The organism is Paenibacillus taihuensis (assembly GCF_003386535.1).
GTDB lineage: Bacteria > Bacillota > Bacilli > Paenibacillales > Paenibacillaceae > Paenibacillus_Z > Paenibacillus_Z taihuensis.
This window is the reverse complement of the sequence record NZ_QTTN01000036.1, coordinates 50,617-67,730: the sequence shown is the minus strand read 5'-3', so window position 1 is coordinate 67,730 and position 17,114 is coordinate 50,617. Positions and strand designations below refer to the sequence as shown.

The window sequence follows — 17,114 nt, the reverse complement described above, 5'->3', positions numbered from 1 at the left end:
AAAAAACAAACGGCACAGGGGTTTCCCTCATGCCATTTTGGATTCCATTTCTATTCTCGGTCAATGTCATTGAGTTAACTTAATGACATTGCCGCCGATGGAGTGCCTTCTTGTTTGTATGCTCATTGTTTAATTGTCCCAACAGATAACGCCCGATATTCCCACAGGATACGCTGCACGTCACGGAAATGGCTATCCTGACACTCGATTATGACAGCAAGCTCCGGCAGGCGTTCCTTAAACCGCATCACGCTTTTGAAGTACTTTTTCTGCAGCACCCGCGTTACGCCATATCCAATCACAAATCCGACCGTCGCCGAGATAATCCCCCATATAATCGGGCCTAAGGCGAGGACGAACCCAGCACTAATCCCAACGACAGATAGTGCGGTACCGCTTGCCATTCCTGCTTCGAAGGCGAGCGTGATTTTGTTCGGATGGTTCGTTGATGTTTTGTCGATCCGCTCATCGTGATTATCCATCATGACGGTCATGATTGTCTCTCGACCCACTCCGATATCTTCCAATACGGCTAATGCCTGTTCGACTTCAATGGAGTGTTCAAAGGTACAGATGATCAACATGGTTCCCTCCCTCCTCCGATTAGGCGAAGTGGAAACTGCGGGTACCTTTCTTCAAGAAATTGCTTCTGCTCTAAGCGAAATAACCGGTTATGATCCCCTGCTGTCATATAGGCATCGTACATCGCACCGCCAATAACAGATGGCATGAACAGCAGCCACTGAGGATTCAAGACCTCCTTCGCCTCTGAGATCCGCCCCAATATGAGCAGCAGCACGGATTCATGGGAATGAGACATCGTCAAGTAGACAAACCACCAGAATACGCCGTAGAACCCGAGGCAGATTCGGTTATTGTACAGCTGCCCAAGTCCTGGAAAGAACATCGAGCAAAGCATTGCCGCTACAGGCCTCTTCTGTCCTAGGGCCGTTATGTACAACGGCTTCATCACGCTCGAAGCGAATTTTGCACCTTCCAGCTTGGCGAGATGATACTGTTTGTTGGCATCTACCGCTTTGACATAGCTGTCCCAAATGGCGAATAGGTATACGATCGCGTATGCAAATACCCATTTCTTCTCCAGCACGGAAGCTGCAAGCTCGAACCTGCCGGATAACGAATACACCATCGCTTCATTGATGTGCGCAGCCGTATTAATGCCAACCTCCCATGCGGAGAGGATAAAGCCGCGAATAAACTGATGGAGCAAGAAATGGCCAAAGCCAGGAAACGAGATGGACCACCAGACGATAATCCGCGGATCCTGCCAACGTTGAAACGTTAACCCGTCGAAACTTAGCAGCGCTTGCTGTCTCCGCACAGGTCTGAATGGATTCATTTTGCTCAAACCTGCATCCGTCTCCTTTTCTCATCCAGTTTCACTTTGACAAGATGGCGCTTCAGATTCGTAAACATCAGCACATACATCGTTTGGACGGTTAGATAGACACAGAAGGAATAGTACAGCTTCCACTTGAGATAGGTGAACACGTCGAAGTAGACGCATATGACTTCAAAGACGATTGCAAGGCAGGAGCACACCAGAATGTAGATCATGATCATCGTTCCATGAATGCGAAACCGACTGAAATAATAGGTAAACATATAACCAACCATGGGGTACAGCAGCCAAGTGAGCGCGTCTGCGACATCGAATTTCGGACTGACGTTCGTGTTGTAAAAGCTAAAAGGCTCAAGGCCGATTGTATTATCCAATCCCTTGGCAAGGTCGAGACTAAACAGCATCATGAGAATGATGATGGATAATGGAAAAGGCCGCGGCTTCTTCCAAGCGAAAATATAGGTCACGATTAGACAGGCGATAAGGAAGAGATCATTGCGACTCACTAACTCTTCAAGGAGTTTCATGAAGCAGCCCGTCCTTTCTGAGCACGATTCGGTACAAATAGAGGCAGATGAGCGTAAAGAGCACTAATATGGCCCCTTCGATTGAAGCATATAAAAAATGCCAGCCATGAGCGGATTCGACAATTTGGTAATAGTAAAACACATATTTGAACCCAAACAGCGCAGCGCATGGGACTACAAACAGGACTAGCTTAAGCAGAAATCCTCGCACTCGGAGGATTCCGTCAAGCCCCCATACGACGATGACTGGCGTAATAATCTGCTGATAGAAAACGCGGATGAACACGTTTGGCAATATTAGCGATGGGATCGCGAGCTTTAAATTAAGGGAGATGTACATGAAATAAGCATCATGCACCAGCGCAACAACAAGCCATGTGAAAATAATCTCGAACAAATGTAACCGTTTCTTCACTGTAAAGAACCCAATTAAAATTAAGATGAAAGCTGCATATAACGCACTAACCGCCATGGTTGCTGCTCCTTTGATTACTTGCTCTTTCGACTCTTCCGTCTGGGGAAATATAGCTTATACAGCTATTCCCATTATCCGTAGCATTTAAAACTTGCCGCAAAAATACGAAAAAGCCCGCGTATGATACGCGGGCTTCCATACAATACAACTATCTCGACTTCCCTCGGCCCTGCACTTCCCAGAGCGCTTCAACCTCTTCCCCGCGAATAGCGGCCACTTCGTCTACCATGTTCATGACAGCGCAGCAGTGAACAGGGATGATCTCGAGCGTGTCGCCAATCGCGAGCGACTGCTCGCTCTCATCCAGCTCCAGCATACCATGTTCCTCCGACATCCAGGCGAGATTAATACCGGGATGACCGACGACGTAACCCTTGCCGGTTCCGATCGGTGAGGCTGCACCGTCCGAAGTAAATATCTTCGTCCCCGCATCGATGACAGCGCGCCCCGGTTCCGGTCTGCTCACAACCGTCACCTTCACCGTTAAAGCACAGTCCTCAAGCGACTGAGCCCCAAGCGCAACCTGCATCAAGTCGCCGAAAATATAAGTACCCGGCCGGATCTCGGTCACGCCCTGCACATTCGCCGTATATGGCGAGCCTGGTGACGAGCCTGCGCTCACGATATCCGCTGCGATGCCCTGTTCAATGAGCTGCTGCGCTGTATCGGCAGCTGCCTGACCTTCCTCTCGCCCAAGGCGGCGCAGCTCTGACTCGTCGGCAGCTTGGTACGCTTGCCCGCCGAACGTCATGATGCCCTTGATCTCGATGCCCGGCAGCTGAACGAGCCGCATCGCGAGCTCCAGCACCGGCTCGCCCGCTTCAAGCCCGACGCGGCGAAATCCGCAGTCGAACTCGACGAGAACGCCGATCGTCATGTTCGCTTCGAGCGCCGCATCCGAGATCGCCTCCGCGACTTCGTAGCCGTCCACCGCGACGGTGATATCGACATGCTTGGCGAGGCGAATCAGCCGCTCAAGCTTCTGCTCCCCGACAATCGGGTACGCGATCAGAATGTCGCGGACACCGCCTGCCGCCATTACTTCTGCTTCGCCCAGCTTCGCAACGGTCACGCCGACGGCGCCTGCTTCAATCTGCTTATGCGCGAGCACCGGCAGCTTATGCGTCTTCGCGTGCGGTCGCAGCGATACTTCTGCGCGGTCCGCAATGTCCTGCATTCTCGCAATGTTGCGTTCTACTGCATCAAGATCGATAAGCACATGCGGCGTATCGAGGTCGCGCTTGTTCATCGGAAGGTCACCTGAACCTTTCTTCGATCTCTATGGAGCAGCAGGGCGTTCAGCTGTAACTTATATCAAATCAAAGTAATCCACTCATGCATCAATTTGGTGCTTGTTTAAACACGACCCGATGTCCAAGTCTCTGGTGGATCTCCTTGCGAAAAGCTCGAAATCCCTTCGATTCTTCTTTATGCACGAGGAAGACGAGCAGCGGATTCATCGGATCATGCTCGTCGAAATACAGATCCGTCTGTGCGTTGAACTTCGCTTCATCTTCCTTGTAATACTTCGCTACGAGCTCCTCCAATACTGGAACGACTTCCTGTTGGAAAGAAGCGCTCTGATTCTGCTCTGCGCTGAACACGGCCGCCTGCTGAGCAGGTGGTGGTTCTTCGTCACCGCAAGCTGACAGCAGCATCATACAAATGGCAGCTGCTCCGAAAACGATTTTATTCATGCTCATGCTCTCCACGACTTCTATTCTCTTTCTCTTGGATGTGAAGACGAGCTTTTGGTGAAAAAGTTGCGGTTCCATCGTTCTCGAACCACCACTATCGACCTATTCCCTGTTACGAAACAAGCTCCGGCTGATGTTCCTTCAGCCACGTCCGCAGCGGCACATCCTCGTCAGTCGGCGAGTAGTAGCCGTTGCAATTCACCCCGGCGCCAAGCAGCTGACGGCGGATCGGATCGCTCTGCTCCCACAGATGCGAGACGGTCATGTCGTCCTTCGTGCGGAGCCAGCGATACCCGTAGCCGTAGAACAGCACCTTGCGCGTCAGCTCCGCCGACCAGTTCGGCGAGCCCGCATGCCATAGCCTGCGGTCGAAGAATACGGCTGAGCCAGGCTTCACGCATACCGGAATCGCGCCTTCGGGCTGTCCGTGGCGATCGACCGGGATGTCGATGTTATCACGAAGATGGCTGCCAGGTACGACCCAGAAATTACCGCGATCCGGCTCGGAGACATCGGATAAGAAATACGCCACTTTGAGGGACAATCTTGGGCGGGGATGCGATTCGATCTCCCAGTTCACCCTGCCGCTGTCTTGATGCCAACCGAACGTGCCGTCATTTTTCGAATTACCGGAAGGCGGCGTTGCAATCATATGCGCATGGTACAAATAGATATTCCAGCCAAGAATGCCCCATACCTTCGGAAGCACCTTCTCATAATCAACGAGCGATAAGAACGATTCATGATCGGGGATGAAGTTCGGATAGAATAATGCCGTCTTCGGGTTATGCCCTTCGCTAAGCTTACGCTCATGGATGCGGTCAAACTCCGCGGTCAGCTGTGCAATCTGTTCCGGTGAAAGCGCGTCTTCAATAATGAGATAACCTGTTTCTTCAAAGGTCTTTCGTTCCTCAGCGGTGAGTGCGTAGTTCAAACACGATGGATTCAACTTCGATTCCTCCTGCCAATTGGTTTGGGAGTGACGGACTTAGAGTTTGTACTTCTCTATCATAAATCGTTTTGGCTGCGCTTACGAGTATTAATTCACACTTTTTTCCAAGTTTGTAACCGCACACCGTTCACCATTTCTAGGCGCATGCATAGCATGAAACTACATTTATAGATTTGCTGGAGGGATCAGTTTGAAAAAGGCATTCATCGTGCTGACTGCAATTGTCGTAACGCTCACGTTATTGCTTGCAGGCTGCAGCGGAAAAAAATCGGAGGCGACCAAGGTTCGCATCGGCGAAGTGACTCGGTCGATCTTCTACGCGCCGCAATATGTGGCCATTACGAATGGATTCTTTAAAGATGAAGGGCTTGATGTCGAGCTGACGACGACACCTGGCGGAGACAAAACGATGTCCGCGCTGCTCAGCGGCAACATCGATGTTGCGCTTGTCGGCTCGGAGACGTCGGTATATGTCTCGGTGCAAGGCTCCGATGACCCGATCATCAATTTCGCCCAACTGACACAGACGGACGGAACGTTCCTCATCTCGCGCGCGCCGATCGACAACTTCGATTGGAACATGCTGAAGGGCTCCAAGTTCCTCGGCCAGCGCAAAGGCGGCATGCCGCAAATGGCGGGAGAATTCGTGCTTAAGAAGCACGGCATCGATCCGCATAACGATCTGGAACTTATCCAGAACGTGGAGTTCGCGAACATCGTTCCGGCCTTCACTTCCGGCGACGAGCAGTTCGTGCAATTGTTTGAGCCGTCTGCCACGATGCTGGAGCAGCAAGGCAAAGGATATGTAGTCGCTTCCTTCGGCACGGAGAGCGGACACCTTCCTTATACAGCTTATATGACGAAGAGCACCTACATGAAGAAAAATGCAGACACCGTTCAAAAATTCACAAATGCGGTGTACAGAGGTCAGCTGTGGGTGCAAGAGCACAGCGTGAATGAAATCGCCGATGCCGTCGCTCCGTTCTTCCCGGATACCGATATTGAACTCATTCGCGGCGTTGTGAAGCGCTACAAGGATCAAGGCTCCTTCGCTACCGATCCAATCATCGACAGCACGGAATGGGCAAACCTGCAAGACATTATGATGCAAGCCGGCGAGCTTAAAGAAGCAGCCGATTTCAACAAGCTGGTCGATAATTCTTATGCAGAGAAAGCCATCAAGGAAGTTAAATAATCAAGCCACACGAGGATGTTCCAAGCCGCGAGCCCGAAAGCAAAGCGCGGCTTCTTTCCTCGTTCATAAGGAGTGATAGCCGTGGCAAATGCTGTAGAAGTCCATAACGTATCGCATGTCTATGTGAATGAGCATGGAGCTAAGCTCGCGCTCGGGCAAATCCAGCTGAACGTGGAGGCCGGGGAATTCGTCGCTCTCGTCGGTCCAAGCGGGTGCGGCAAGACGACGCTGCTGTCCATTATCGCCGGACTGATAGAACCATCGGAAGGCACCGTGCGGCTGTTCGGACAGCCAGTTGCAGGACCGACGCCGCGTGTAGGGTATATGCTGCAGCAAGACTACCTGTTTCCTTGGCGGACGATTCGCGACAATATCTTGATTGGGCTCGAGGTCATGGGGCAGCTAACGCCAATAAAGCGCGAATATGCGCTTCAACTGCTAGATGAGATGGGCCTAAGCGCTCATGCGGGGAGTTATCCGAGCGAGCTGTCAGGCGGGATGCGCCAGCGTGTTGCACTCGTACGGACACTTGCGACGGAGCCGGATATCCTGTTTCTGGATGAACCGTTCTCCGCGCTGGATTTCCAGACGAAGCTTCAGCTCGAGAACTTAATTTACGAAACATTGCGGAAGCACCGCAAAACAGCGCTTCTTGTGACGCACGATATCGCGGAAGCTATCGCGATGAGCAACAGAGTCATTATTTTGGCGCCGAATCCGGGAACTGTGTATCAGGAAGTGGATATTCCTGCAAGCTTAGCCGAGCTTCTGCCGACAGATGCGCGCGAGCAGGATGGTTTCCAGCCGTATTTTCGCCAGGTTTGGCAAGCCTTCGTACAGATGGAGAGGAGCAAACAGCCGCTATGAAAACCCAAGAACAGCCGCAGCGCGGCAAAGTCGACCCCGCACATCTCTATCAAGCCTATAACAAAGCTCGGAACAAAGAGAAGCTCTACGTACTTATTACACGTATCCTGCTGCTAGTGGTCTTTCTTGGCCTGTGGGAAGTTGCCGGCAGGCTCAAATGGATTGATGTCTTCTTATTCAGTTATCCGAGCAAAATCCTCAAGCTGCTGTATGACAAAGCCATCGATGGATCGCTCTTCCCCCACATCGGAGTTACGGTGGCGGAGACGATTGCCGGGTTTGTGCTTGGGACATTAAGCGGACTCATTCTCGCAACGCTCATCTGGTGGAGTCCTTTTCTCGCGAGAGTGCTCGATCCGTATCTCGTCGTTCTCAACTCGCTTCCGAAGGTAGCGCTTGGCCCCTTGTTCATCGTGGCGCTGGGCTCAGGCATTCTCTCGATTATCGCAACCATCCTCTCGATTACGGTCATCATTACGACGCTGGTCATCTACACCGCCTTCAAGGAAGTCGACCCGAACTATGTGAAGGTCGTACGGATCTTCGGTGCGACGAGAACGCAGTCGTTCTTGAAAGTGATCCTCCCGGCCTCCTTCCCTGCAATTATCTCAACACTGAAAGTAAACGTTGGCCTCGCTTGGGTCGGGGTTATCGTCGGGGAGTTTCTCGTGGCGAAAGAAGGACTCGGCTACTTGATTATCTATGGGTTCCAAGTGTTCAACTTCACGCTGGTCATCAGCAGCCTGTTCATTATAGCGGCTGTTGCCACTATTATGTATCAGATCGTCGCGGCGATTGAGTCGAGAATCGTGAAGAAGCGATGAAAAAAGGCGCCTGTACCCGCTAGATACGCCAATACTTCTGCAAGAGTACGAGCATATGGATAGCATATGCGAGTGTTGAAGACTCTTGAAGAAGGACGCTGAGCGCCGTGCCATTCTGCTGGATCGGGAAAGTTGTCATAGTAAAGAACGAAGGCATCATTCTATTCGGGGATGCGGTAGAGATTGAAGATATTTCTGACTTGAATGAGAATGCGAGCAAGCAGAGCACGGATACGGACGCGGCGGGGACGGGCAACGAAGCCGACAGCGGTGTCGATAACGGGATCGCTACTGCGACCGGCAAGCGGAAATGCAAAGGCATTGTCAAAGGGAAAGGCATTGACAAAGGCATTGACAAAGGCAATGCGAAAGGCATTGACAAAGGCAATGCGAAAGGCAGCCGAAGTGCGGACAAAAGAAGCGGCACAGGTACGGGAAATGTTGCCGAGAGAAGGAGCGGCGGCAACGTTGGGAAGAACGTGACAGCCAGCTCGCGGCGGAAGAAGCGACAGGTATAAGCATCATGCGCGTATGCAGCGGGCTGCCCTATTGGGGCGGCTTATTTTATTGCGTGAATAGCGCGACTGGAGTCCGTTAGCGAATTCCGTGAGCCTCACTCTTCCTCCATCAACTCGCGCAGCATCCGATCCTTGTTGTTCAGAAACTCTTTCATGATGACGAAATGATCCGTCTCCTCCAACCTTCTCGTCTCAATGCCGTCCCTCGTCAAATAGTAGATGATCGAGTCCGGATACGCCATCAGAATCGGAGAATGCGTCGAGATAATGAACTGCGAGTTTTGCAGAATCAGCTCATGCATCTGCGACAGCATCGCCATCTGCCGGAACGGCGACAAGGCCGCCTCCGGCTCGTCCAAGATATATAACCCGTTGCCGCCAAAACGGTTCGTGAACGTCGCGAAGAACGATTCGCCATGCGATTGCTCATGCAGCGATCGACCGCCATAGGAATCAACAATTCGCGGTCCCGGTCCCGGTTCCTCATCTAACTCATCCATGTTGCTCGCCAAGTTGTAATAGCTTTCCGCCCGGAAGAAGAAGCCGTCCCTCGCCTTTTTCAATCCGCGCACAAGCCGGACATACTCGAACAACTTCGAGTGCGAAGCCCGCGTCGAGAACGTGAAATTCTTCGTTCCTCCCTCCGGATTGAAGCCCCAGGCAACGGCGATTGCCTCCATCAACGTGGACTTGCCCATCCCGTTCTCGCCGACGATATAGGTCACTTTCGGGTGTAACTCCAACCGCTCGAGATACTTGATCGCGCCTAGATGAAACGGATATTCGGCAAAAGTAGGCACGCGATCCCGCTCCAGCTCGACGGAACGTAGAAACGTATCCTGCTCATAAATGCGAGAAGGCATCGCAAGCATCCCCTTTTTTCTCAATTTCGGACTAGCAGGCTTTGCGATTACCTTATCACACTTGGCATTTTATTGGAAATCATTAGGCGTGCAATGCCGCTTGGCGCTTGATTTGATCCGCTACAACGAGGCAGGCCATCGCTTCGATCACGGGTACGATTCTTGGACAGATACACGGATCATGTCTGCCGCGAGTCACGATGACTTGCTCCTCCCCATTTTCCCTGATCGTTTGTTGCGGTTTCGAGATCGAAGAAGTCGGCTTGACCGCCACTCGGAACACAATGTCTGCTCCCGTGCTTATTCCCCCAATAATTCCCCCCGCATGATTGCTCAGAAACCCATCTGCGTTCATCGGATCGTTATGCTCGCTCCCCTGCATTCGAGCCGCTTCGAACCCCGCACCGAACTCAATCCCTTTCACTGCGCCAATCGATATCATCGCCTTCGCCAGCTCCGCATCCAACTTGTCAAAGACAGGTTCACCGATGCCTGGGTCGACGCCGCGAATGATGCACTCCACTACGCCCCCGCAGCTATCGCCGATGGATGCGAGATGCTCGATCTTCTCAATCATCTTCGGAGCGGCAATCGGGTCGGCAGCCCTTACCGGATTTCGTTCGATTTCTTGCTCATTGAAGCTTGTGCTGGCGATGCCGCCGATTTCCTTCGTGTATGCCACGACCGAGATGCCCGACTGTTCGAGAAGCTTGCGCGCAACCGCGCCTGCGGCCACTCTCGCCGCCGTCTCCCTGCCTGATGCACGACCGCTGCCCCGGTGATCGCGCAGTCCGTATTTCTGCAAATACGTAAAGTCCGCATGCCCCGGTCTAAAGCTATGCTTAATATCGTCGTACGCTTCCGGCCGCATATCTTTGTTGTACAGCACGATCGTCATCGGCGTGCCTGTCGCCTTGCCCTCATAAATGCCGGATACGATATGAACATGATCATATTCCTTGCGCGGCGAAGTGACAGACGACTGCCCCGGCTTCCTGCGGTCCATCTGAATTTGAATGTATGCCTCATCAATGGTAAGCCCCGGCGTCACCCCATCAATAATGACACCGACAGCCTCCCCGTGTGATTCTCCGAACGTCGTAATCCGAAACCGCTCACCAAACGAATTTCCTGACATATGAATCGCTCCCTAATTTCCTAATGTATCGCTAGTTCTATTTTAGAGATATACTTGTGATAAAAGAAATCGAAATACTCGAAGTTTGTGATAGAGAGGAACTATGTCAATGTCATCCGCATCCGCAGCAGTAGTCAACACGGAATGGTACCGCATCTTCATGTACGCCGCACAATTCGGCAATGTCACGAAAGCCGCGCAGAAGCTGCACATTACGCAGCCTTCGGCCAGTTATGCCATCAAGCAGCTGGAAGAAGCACTTGGCGTAATCTTGTTCGACCGCCTCTCGAAAGGCGTGAAGCTAACCTATGAGGGACAGCTGTTACTGGAATCCGTGGAAATGGCATTCTCGCAGCTCGAGCATGTTGAAAATGAACTGCAACTTGTAAAGCAATTCAAGTCTGGCTTGCTCCGAATCGGCGCGAGCGGTTCGATCCTGAAGGAAACCGTCCTTCCTGTTCTCGATCACTATCATCAGCAATATCCGGAAGTTCGCGTTAGGCTGCTAGCTGAGCGGACCAAAGAACTTGTGACCCAGCTGAAAGCTCGCACGCTCGAGATCGCCTTCGTCCATCTCCCGGTTCATGATCCCGATATTGAAATCAAGCCGCTCACGAATATCCGCAATTGCTTTGTCGTTAGCAAAGCTTTCAATCCGTTCACGTTGGTACCCGTCTCAACCGCAGAGCTTATTAAGCTGCCGCTGCTAATGCTATCGCAGAACAGCGCAACTAGAAATCTATTGGAGCATTGGTTCACTGAACAAGGGTTCTCTCCCGCGAGTGATATGGAGTTGAACAGTACGGATCTCTTAATCGAATTTGCGATGCGAGGCTATGGGGCGGCGTTTGTATCACGCTCTGCAGTCAGCCGGTACATTGAAGAAGGCAGCTTGTACGAGATAGTCACGCAAGTACCACTACCGGATGCAGCCATCGGAGTCGCTACGAAGAAGAACTCAACCTTGTCAGCAGCAGCATCGAAGTTTATCGAGCAGCTTGAAGCCGCTAAATACGCGCAATAATAAAACAAGCAGACACTCTCCTCCACAGCGGAAAAGATAGTCTGCTTGTTTGGTTGTTGTGGTTGTTAAGCTTGTATGCTTGTTATCCTTGTTAAGACTGTTCCTATTAAAGCGCGGTATCGTCCACGCTATCCAGCCAGCCCTCAATGCTGCCGATGACCGACGAGACGCAGCCGTCTTCGAATGGCGAGATCAATCCCGCCACTTTCACGAGCTCCGTGAACGAGAGGCTGCCGCCTTGACGGCAAAGGTTCAAGTAAGCATCCCATGCTGACGTACGGTCCTCATGCATCTGCTTCCAGAACTGGAACGCGCAAATTTGCGCGAGCGTGTAATCAATGTAATAGAATGGCGAGCTGAAGATATGGCCTTGCTTATGCCAGAAGCCGCCGTTCTCTAAGTACTCATTGTCTGCGTAGTCGCGATGAGGCAAGTACTTGCGCTCGATCTCGCGCCATGCTTGCTTCCGCTCAGTCGGCGTCGCATCCGGGTTCTCGTAGACGAAGTGTTGGAATTCGTCGACAGTGACGCCGTAAGGGATGAACAGCAGGCCGCTGCCGAGGTGCTCGAACCGGTATTTGTCCGCGTCCTCTTCGAAGAAGAGGTTCATCCACGGCCAGGTGAAGAACTCCATGCTCATCGAGTGGATCTCGCATGCTTCGTAAGTCGGGAAGCTGTACTCCGGCACCGCGAAGCTGCGGCTCTCATACACTTGGAAAGCATGGCCCGCTTCGTGCGTCAGCACATCGATATCGCCGGACGTTCCGTTGAAGTTCGAGAAAATAAACGGTGCGCCGTACTCGCTAATATACGTGCAATAGCCTCCGCTTTGCTTGCCTTTCTTGCTTACCAGATCCATTAAGCCGTTATCCTGCATGAAGCGGAAGAACGTATCCGTCTCTGGCGACAGCTCCTCGTACATTTTCGCTCCGCCTGCTACGATCCAATCCGGATTGCCCTTCGGCTTCGCATTGCCGTTCTTGAATTTGAAATTCTCATCGTAGTAGTGCAGCTGATCGAGGCCGATCCGGTTCTGCTGGCGCTCCCTCAGCTTCGTCGCTGCCGGCACGATGTATTCAAGCACCTGCTTGCGGAAATTCGCAACCATCTCCGCGTTGTAGTCGGTGCGGCTCATGCGCGCATAGCCAAGCTCCACGTAGCTTGCGTAACCTAGCTTCTTCGCGATCTTCGTCCGTACTTTTACGAGATCGTCATAGATTCGGTCGAAGCTCGCTTCGTTCTCCGCCATGAAGCCCGAAGACGCCTCCGACGCTCTTTTGCGCATGTCCCGATCCGTGGATTGCTGGAACGGTCCGAGCTGCGAGAGCGTGCGCTCCTCGCCTTCGAACATGATTTTCGCCGATGCGATCAATTTGGCATACTCCGTTGTCAGCTTGTTCTCGAGCTGCAGATCCTCGATGATCTCAGGGCTGAACGTCTTCAGCGCAAGCTCCGCGAGCGCAAACAGCTGCTTGCCCCACTTCTCTTCAAGCTGCGAGCGGAACTTCGACTCGACCAGCGCACGGTAGTAATCGGTTATGTATTCCTGGACGATCGGACCTGTCTCATCGAAGAAGTCCTGCTCCGCTTTATAAAACTCATCATTCGTATCGATCGAGTGACGAATGCTCGCCAGCTGCTGCTGGGTGTCGAACTCACTGCGCAGCTTGTTGATCGCAGCCATGGCTTGATCCTGCTCTTCGTAACTAGCGGCTGATTGGAACTTCGCCAGCTCTGCTTTGAAGCTCGCCTCGAACGCAGCCACATCCGGGCGCTCGTACCGGTACTCGCTAAATTTCATGACGACATACCTGCCTTTCGCGAAAAATTTAAATTAAAATCGACGACTATCCAATTATAGCCTACCATACCAATTTCGTGAAGAAGCCCCCCGTTTATTCGGAGGGCTGCTCAGCTGCGGGTGTGGACTGCTGGTGGCTGGTACTTATAGCCCAGCTCATCTCAGAGATATAATGGAGTGACCGAGATGCATCAAATCCTTTCGATCGAACAATTTCAAGAAATAAAGAATAAAGGTATTGGATTTATCGCTATAACGGATAGGTATCTGCGTAAAAATTGTGTCCATCATCCCAATTGCAGTTCGATCCAAGACAGTAATTTCGTACAAAAAGCAATCACAAGCAACTGTAAAAACGGAAAATATATTTATGTTGATCATCAACTGCAGGGATTAGATATTTCAAGCAAAATGAAACTTTGCGGAACATGCTTTAGTTGATTTTTTGTCAAAAAACCCATGCCTATTTAATAAGGCATGGGTTTCTCGTTTCTAATATCGATCGTTCTTTACATTCTCGAGGTTGCTCGGTACTCCTGCGGCGTCACGCCAGTTGCTTTTTTGAAAAAACGGGTGAATGACTGTGAAGCCTCATAGCCAACCCGAACCCCGATCTCCAGCACCTTCAAATCATCGTTCCTAAGAAGTTCCTTCGAGCGCTCGATTCTCGCGACTTCAATATATTCGGATAGATTGACGCCGCTCTCTTGTTTGAAGAGGCGCGATAAATATGACGGATTAAAATGGCTGTAGTCGGCGAGACGGACAAGCGAGAGATCTTCGTTCAGATGCTCCTCGATATAAATTTGAACCTTCCGGACCGCTTCTGCAGCACGGTTTCTTTCGCCTGAACTTCTTAGCTCGAATAGGTTCTCCGCCGTCGTTCGGAGGAATGCGAACGCCTCCTCCCACGACGCGAATTCGTCGCGCCGCATGAGAGCCGAAACGTCGGCCAACTGGTCTTCCATCTCCCATCGGTTAATATAAGACAATAAGACAAGCGAGATCGTATAATACAGCTCCATCAGGTACGCGCCGTTGACCTTCTCAGACTCCGTCAGCTCCAGGAATAGCTGGAGAAATTCGTCGCGTCTGCCGGCATCCAGGTGCACGGACAGCGCATCCGATTTGTCCCTCGGAGAACCTTCTTTCGTACAACATGTGACATCGAGGTTCACTAACTGAACCATCAGGGCTCCATCGCCCGCCCTTACCTGCCGCTGCCTTCTGATTTTGTCGTAGAACGAAGACAGCTTCTTCCATTCGCAAGGCCGGTCGCTCAGAGAGATTGCAGCAGAGATACCCAGATTCTCCAAGCACGCTTTCTGGATTAATTCAAACTGTCCTTCCAGATACGGAAGAATGCGCGCGCTCTCCACTTCGTTCCCGTCTGCTCGTTCGGCCGACGGTTGAATGAACCATACAGGTTCACCGAAACGGTCAATAATTCCGAGAATCCGTGCATGATCAGATAAGAAGCTCTCAGCTAGCAGTGTCACTGCTAGAGCCGATTCCTGCCGATTTGCATAAGTCAGCACGTCAGAGGAGGCATAGGAAGGATCCCCCAGTGCCAGATAGACCGGCTTGTCGGCAGCAAGCGTGACACTCAGCTTGCGGAAGTCCACTTCCAGATCCAGGGCCGGCTTCACTCCGTGCAGCAGGTGGCGAAAGTACTCGCCGCGCGCCAGCACTTCCAGCGTGTTCAGCTTCTCCTGCGCCTGCCGAACCAATTCGTTCCGGCGTAGACTGTCGTTCAACTCGGTCACCGCTTCACCGACGGCTTGGATTACTTTCGGGTAACCTTCGCTTTTGAGCAAGTATTGAACTCCGGGCGTCTGAATTGCCTGATACACGGAATCGAAGTCGCTAAAGCCAGTTAGAAAGATCACCCGGCAATACGGCCAATTCTGCTTGATGATGGACAAGAGCTGAATTCCGTCGATCCCGGGCATTCGAATGTCGGACAGCACGATATCCACCCGGGTTCGATGAAGCCAACTTAGCGCTTCTCTGCCTGAATAGGCCTTACACAAATCCAATTCCATATTACGTTCTGCAAGTGTCTCGTATATACCGTCCGTTATCATCTCTTCATCGTCAACGATCAGCAATCGGTACATCAGATCGCTCCTTCCCTGGAAAGTAAAGCCTCACTTGAAGTCCGCCAAGATCGCTGCGGGCTACGCCAAGTCCGCCTCTCTCGCCGAACGTTATCGCCAATCGGCGATGTATATTGACCATCCCTGTCGTTTCCGCGTATTCGTCTCGATTCGCAAGGGCAAGCGATAAATCGTTTAGCTTTTCTTCCGTCAAGCCGTCGCCATTATCTTCGACTACGATGCGGAATTCATCATCCCCGCTCTCGTAGCGAACCACGATTAATCCGTCTTCCTCCTTACGCTCAAGACTGTGCTCGAAAGCGTTTTCTATAATAGGCTGGACAATTAACCGGGGCACTTTGATATTCGTGCATTCCTCCGGGAGGTCCTCGAACCGTGCCCGGATGCGCCGCGAGAAGCGGAGGAGCTGGATCTCTGTATAGGTTCGAGCGTGCTGGATCTCCTGTCCAAGCGGAATCTCGTCGCAAGCGCTGCGGGTCACGAAACGAAAGTATTCGCCGAGCTGAATCGCGAATTGATCAACCCGTTCCAAGTCTCCCCTCCGTGCCATCGTACTAAGCATAAACAAGCTGTTGAACAAGAAATGAGGATTGATTTGTGATTGAAGCTGCTTCAGCTCCGCTCGCTGAGCCAGAAGCTTCTGCCGGTAGGCTTGATCGATCAGCGATCGAAGATTCGCGACCATTTGATTGAATCGGTTGTACAAATAACCGAATTCATCCTTAGATGCGTGCGTGATGACTTGATCCAAATCGCCATTCTCCACGCGGCGGAAGCTCTTCACGAGCTGAAGCAGCGGTTTATGTATGAATTTATACGTCGACATCGCATACAGGGCGACAATTGCGAGGGCTACCACAGCGAACAACCAAGCCCACCTATAGAACTTGTCCAGAGGCTTGCGGATGACCTCGGATGGAATGAATCGGTAGATGGCCAGATTCAGCTTATCTGAACCGGCGGAAACGATATAATATAAATGCCCCCCGAACTCGCGGGATTCAACGTTGTCCTTAGAGATTATTCTATGTCCGATATAAGAAGAAGCATCCTGCAAGAAGGACGCGACGGAACCGCTAGCTAGCTGGATGCTCTCATTCTCCGAGACGAGCAATGTGCCGCTTCCGGAATAGGTGTTGAATTGGGCTAGCGCCTCCTTCAGTTTCTGCTGATCCAATTCGATCTCGACGACGAATAACGGCTTCTCCTTCGGGCTTCCACTCGGTTTCGCCGCACTAAGGAAGAGCCCCTTCCTCCACTCGATGATTCTGCTATTCCGGCTGCCGTAGACGGAGCGTATCGCCTCGTAACGCTCTTGATCGAGCGGACTAACACCGTCGACGGACGAGATGGTGCGCTCGATCGGATGAATGTAGACGCTTACTTCTTTAATGTACATGCTGCTGTTCTGAATAAGATACAGACGATTGCGCAGCGAGTTGATCATATCCGTCTTTTCGATGACCCCCATCCGATTCCAGAGGAGCGTCAGCTTGTTCAAATCTTCGTCTTCAAGCAGTCCGAATTGCAGAAGCTTGATTCTCTCGATTTCGTTCTCGAGATCGGTTAGATAGAAAACCGTTTGAGAAGCCGCCGTCTTGGCGATATCCTCTCTCGCCGTGTGAACGGACCATTGATAGAGATACCCCCCCAGAACAATCAAAGGCATCAATATAAGCAAAAACGTAAAAATCAAGCGGAGGAATACGGTTCTGCGAATGGAAAACATCGGCGTATTGAACATGATCCG

At 51.7% G+C, this 17,114-nt stretch carries 17 protein-coding genes; 5 read left to right on the top strand and 12 right to left on the bottom strand.

The genetic code is table 11. The annotated features are described in order from the left end of the window. Positions 1-122: 122 nt before the first annotated feature. The 7 genes from A8990_RS23945 to A8990_RS23915 all read right to left on the bottom strand — a co-directional run bounded on the left by A8990_RS23945 (position 123) and on the right by A8990_RS23915 (position 5,011). A complete protein-coding gene (locus tag A8990_RS23945) occupies positions 123-584 on the bottom strand; it encodes a hypothetical protein (RefSeq protein ID WP_116191560.1) in 462 nt (153 codons plus the stop codon). Next, a complete protein-coding gene (locus A8990_RS23940; RefSeq protein ID WP_116191566.1) occupies positions 578-1,360 on the bottom strand; it encodes a hypothetical protein in 783 nt (260 codons plus the stop codon). Before A8990_RS23940 ends, A8990_RS23945 begins: the two co-directional genes overlap by 7 nt. 5 nt (positions 1,361-1,365) lie before the next feature. After that, positions 1,366-1,890 carry a hypothetical protein gene (locus A8990_RS23935; protein WP_116191559.1) on the bottom strand — a complete coding sequence of 175 codons (525 nt, stop codon included), beginning with the start codon at positions 1,888-1,890 and terminating at the stop codon, positions 1,366-1,368. Next, a complete protein-coding gene (locus A8990_RS23930) occupies positions 1,877-2,362 on the bottom strand; it encodes a hypothetical protein (protein WP_116191558.1) in 486 nt (161 codons plus the stop codon). Before A8990_RS23930 ends, A8990_RS23935 begins: the two co-directional genes overlap by 14 nt. A 151-nt stretch (positions 2,363-2,513) precedes the next feature. Next, positions 2,514-3,614 carry an alanine racemase gene (locus A8990_RS23925; RefSeq protein WP_116191557.1) on the bottom strand — a complete coding sequence of 367 codons (1,101 nt, stop codon included), beginning with the start codon at positions 3,612-3,614 and terminating at the stop codon, positions 2,514-2,516. A 91-nt stretch (positions 3,615-3,705) separates the two neighbouring features. Next, the gene (locus tag A8990_RS23920) at positions 3,706-4,062 is read right to left on the bottom strand and encodes a hypothetical protein (protein WP_116191556.1); all 357 of its coding nucleotides are present in this window, start codon (positions 4,060-4,062) and stop codon (positions 3,706-3,708) included. Between the two features lie 112 nt (positions 4,063-4,174). Further along, a complete protein-coding gene (locus tag A8990_RS23915; RefSeq protein WP_116191555.1) occupies positions 4,175-5,011 on the bottom strand; it encodes a phytanoyl-CoA dioxygenase family protein in 837 nt (278 codons plus the stop codon). Between the two features lie 193 nt (positions 5,012-5,204). Between A8990_RS23915 and A8990_RS23910 the strand changes: the two genes are divergently transcribed. From A8990_RS23910 to A8990_RS23895, 4 genes are all read left to right on the top strand, one after another. Beyond that, positions 5,205-6,209 carry an ABC transporter substrate-binding protein gene (locus A8990_RS23910; protein WP_116191554.1) on the top strand — a complete coding sequence of 335 codons (1,005 nt, stop codon included), beginning with the start codon at positions 5,205-5,207 and terminating at the stop codon, positions 6,207-6,209. A gap of 81 nt (positions 6,210-6,290) precedes the next feature. Beyond that, positions 6,291-7,076: an ABC transporter ATP-binding protein gene (locus tag A8990_RS23905; RefSeq protein ID WP_116191553.1), complete on the top strand. Its 786-nt coding sequence runs from the start codon at positions 6,291-6,293 to the stop codon at positions 7,074-7,076. Next, positions 7,073-7,900 carry an ABC transporter permease gene (locus A8990_RS23900; RefSeq protein ID WP_116191552.1) on the top strand — a complete coding sequence of 276 codons (828 nt, stop codon included), beginning with the start codon at positions 7,073-7,075 and terminating at the stop codon, positions 7,898-7,900. Before A8990_RS23905 ends, A8990_RS23900 begins: the two co-directional genes overlap by 4 nt. 107 nt (positions 7,901-8,007) lie before the next feature. Then, complete coding sequence (locus A8990_RS23895; RefSeq protein ID WP_116191551.1) at positions 8,008-8,418, top strand: hypothetical protein; 411 nt, start codon at positions 8,008-8,010, stop codon at positions 8,416-8,418. A gap of 95 nt (positions 8,419-8,513) precedes the next feature. Here the strand turns inward: A8990_RS23895 and A8990_RS23890 are convergent, their stop codons facing one another. Further along, complete coding sequence (locus A8990_RS23890) at positions 8,514-9,281, bottom strand: AAA family ATPase (protein WP_116191550.1); 768 nt, start codon at positions 9,279-9,281, stop codon at positions 8,514-8,516. An 82-nt stretch (positions 9,282-9,363) separates the two neighbouring features. Beyond that, a complete protein-coding gene (gene aroC / locus A8990_RS23885; RefSeq protein WP_116191549.1) occupies positions 9,364-10,419 on the bottom strand; it encodes a chorismate synthase in 1,056 nt (351 codons plus the stop codon). Between the two features lie 109 nt (positions 10,420-10,528). Here aroC and A8990_RS23880 point away from each other — a divergent pair, with 109 nt between their 5' ends. Then, on the top strand, positions 10,529-11,443 hold the full coding sequence (locus tag A8990_RS23880) for a LysR family transcriptional regulator (RefSeq protein ID WP_116191548.1): 915 nt from the start codon (positions 10,529-10,531) through the stop codon (positions 11,441-11,443). Positions 11,444-11,549: 106 nt separating this feature from the next. On the opposite strand, the gene A8990_RS23875 is transcribed toward A8990_RS23880, so the two are convergent. The 3 genes from A8990_RS23875 to A8990_RS23865 form a co-directional block, all read right to left on the bottom strand. Continuing rightward, a complete protein-coding gene (locus A8990_RS23875) occupies positions 11,550-13,244 on the bottom strand; it encodes a M3 family oligoendopeptidase (protein WP_116191547.1) in 1,695 nt (564 codons plus the stop codon). A gap of 509 nt (positions 13,245-13,753) precedes the next feature. Then, the gene (locus A8990_RS23870) at positions 13,754-15,364 is read right to left on the bottom strand and encodes a response regulator (RefSeq protein WP_116191546.1); all 1,611 of its coding nucleotides are present in this window, start codon (positions 15,362-15,364) and stop codon (positions 13,754-13,756) included. After that, complete coding sequence (locus tag A8990_RS23865) at positions 15,342-17,108, bottom strand: sensor histidine kinase (RefSeq protein WP_245996179.1); 1,767 nt, start codon at positions 17,106-17,108, stop codon at positions 15,342-15,344. The genes A8990_RS23870 and A8990_RS23865 overlap by 23 nt, the downstream gene beginning before the upstream one ends. Positions 17,109-17,114: the final 6 nt, after the last annotated feature.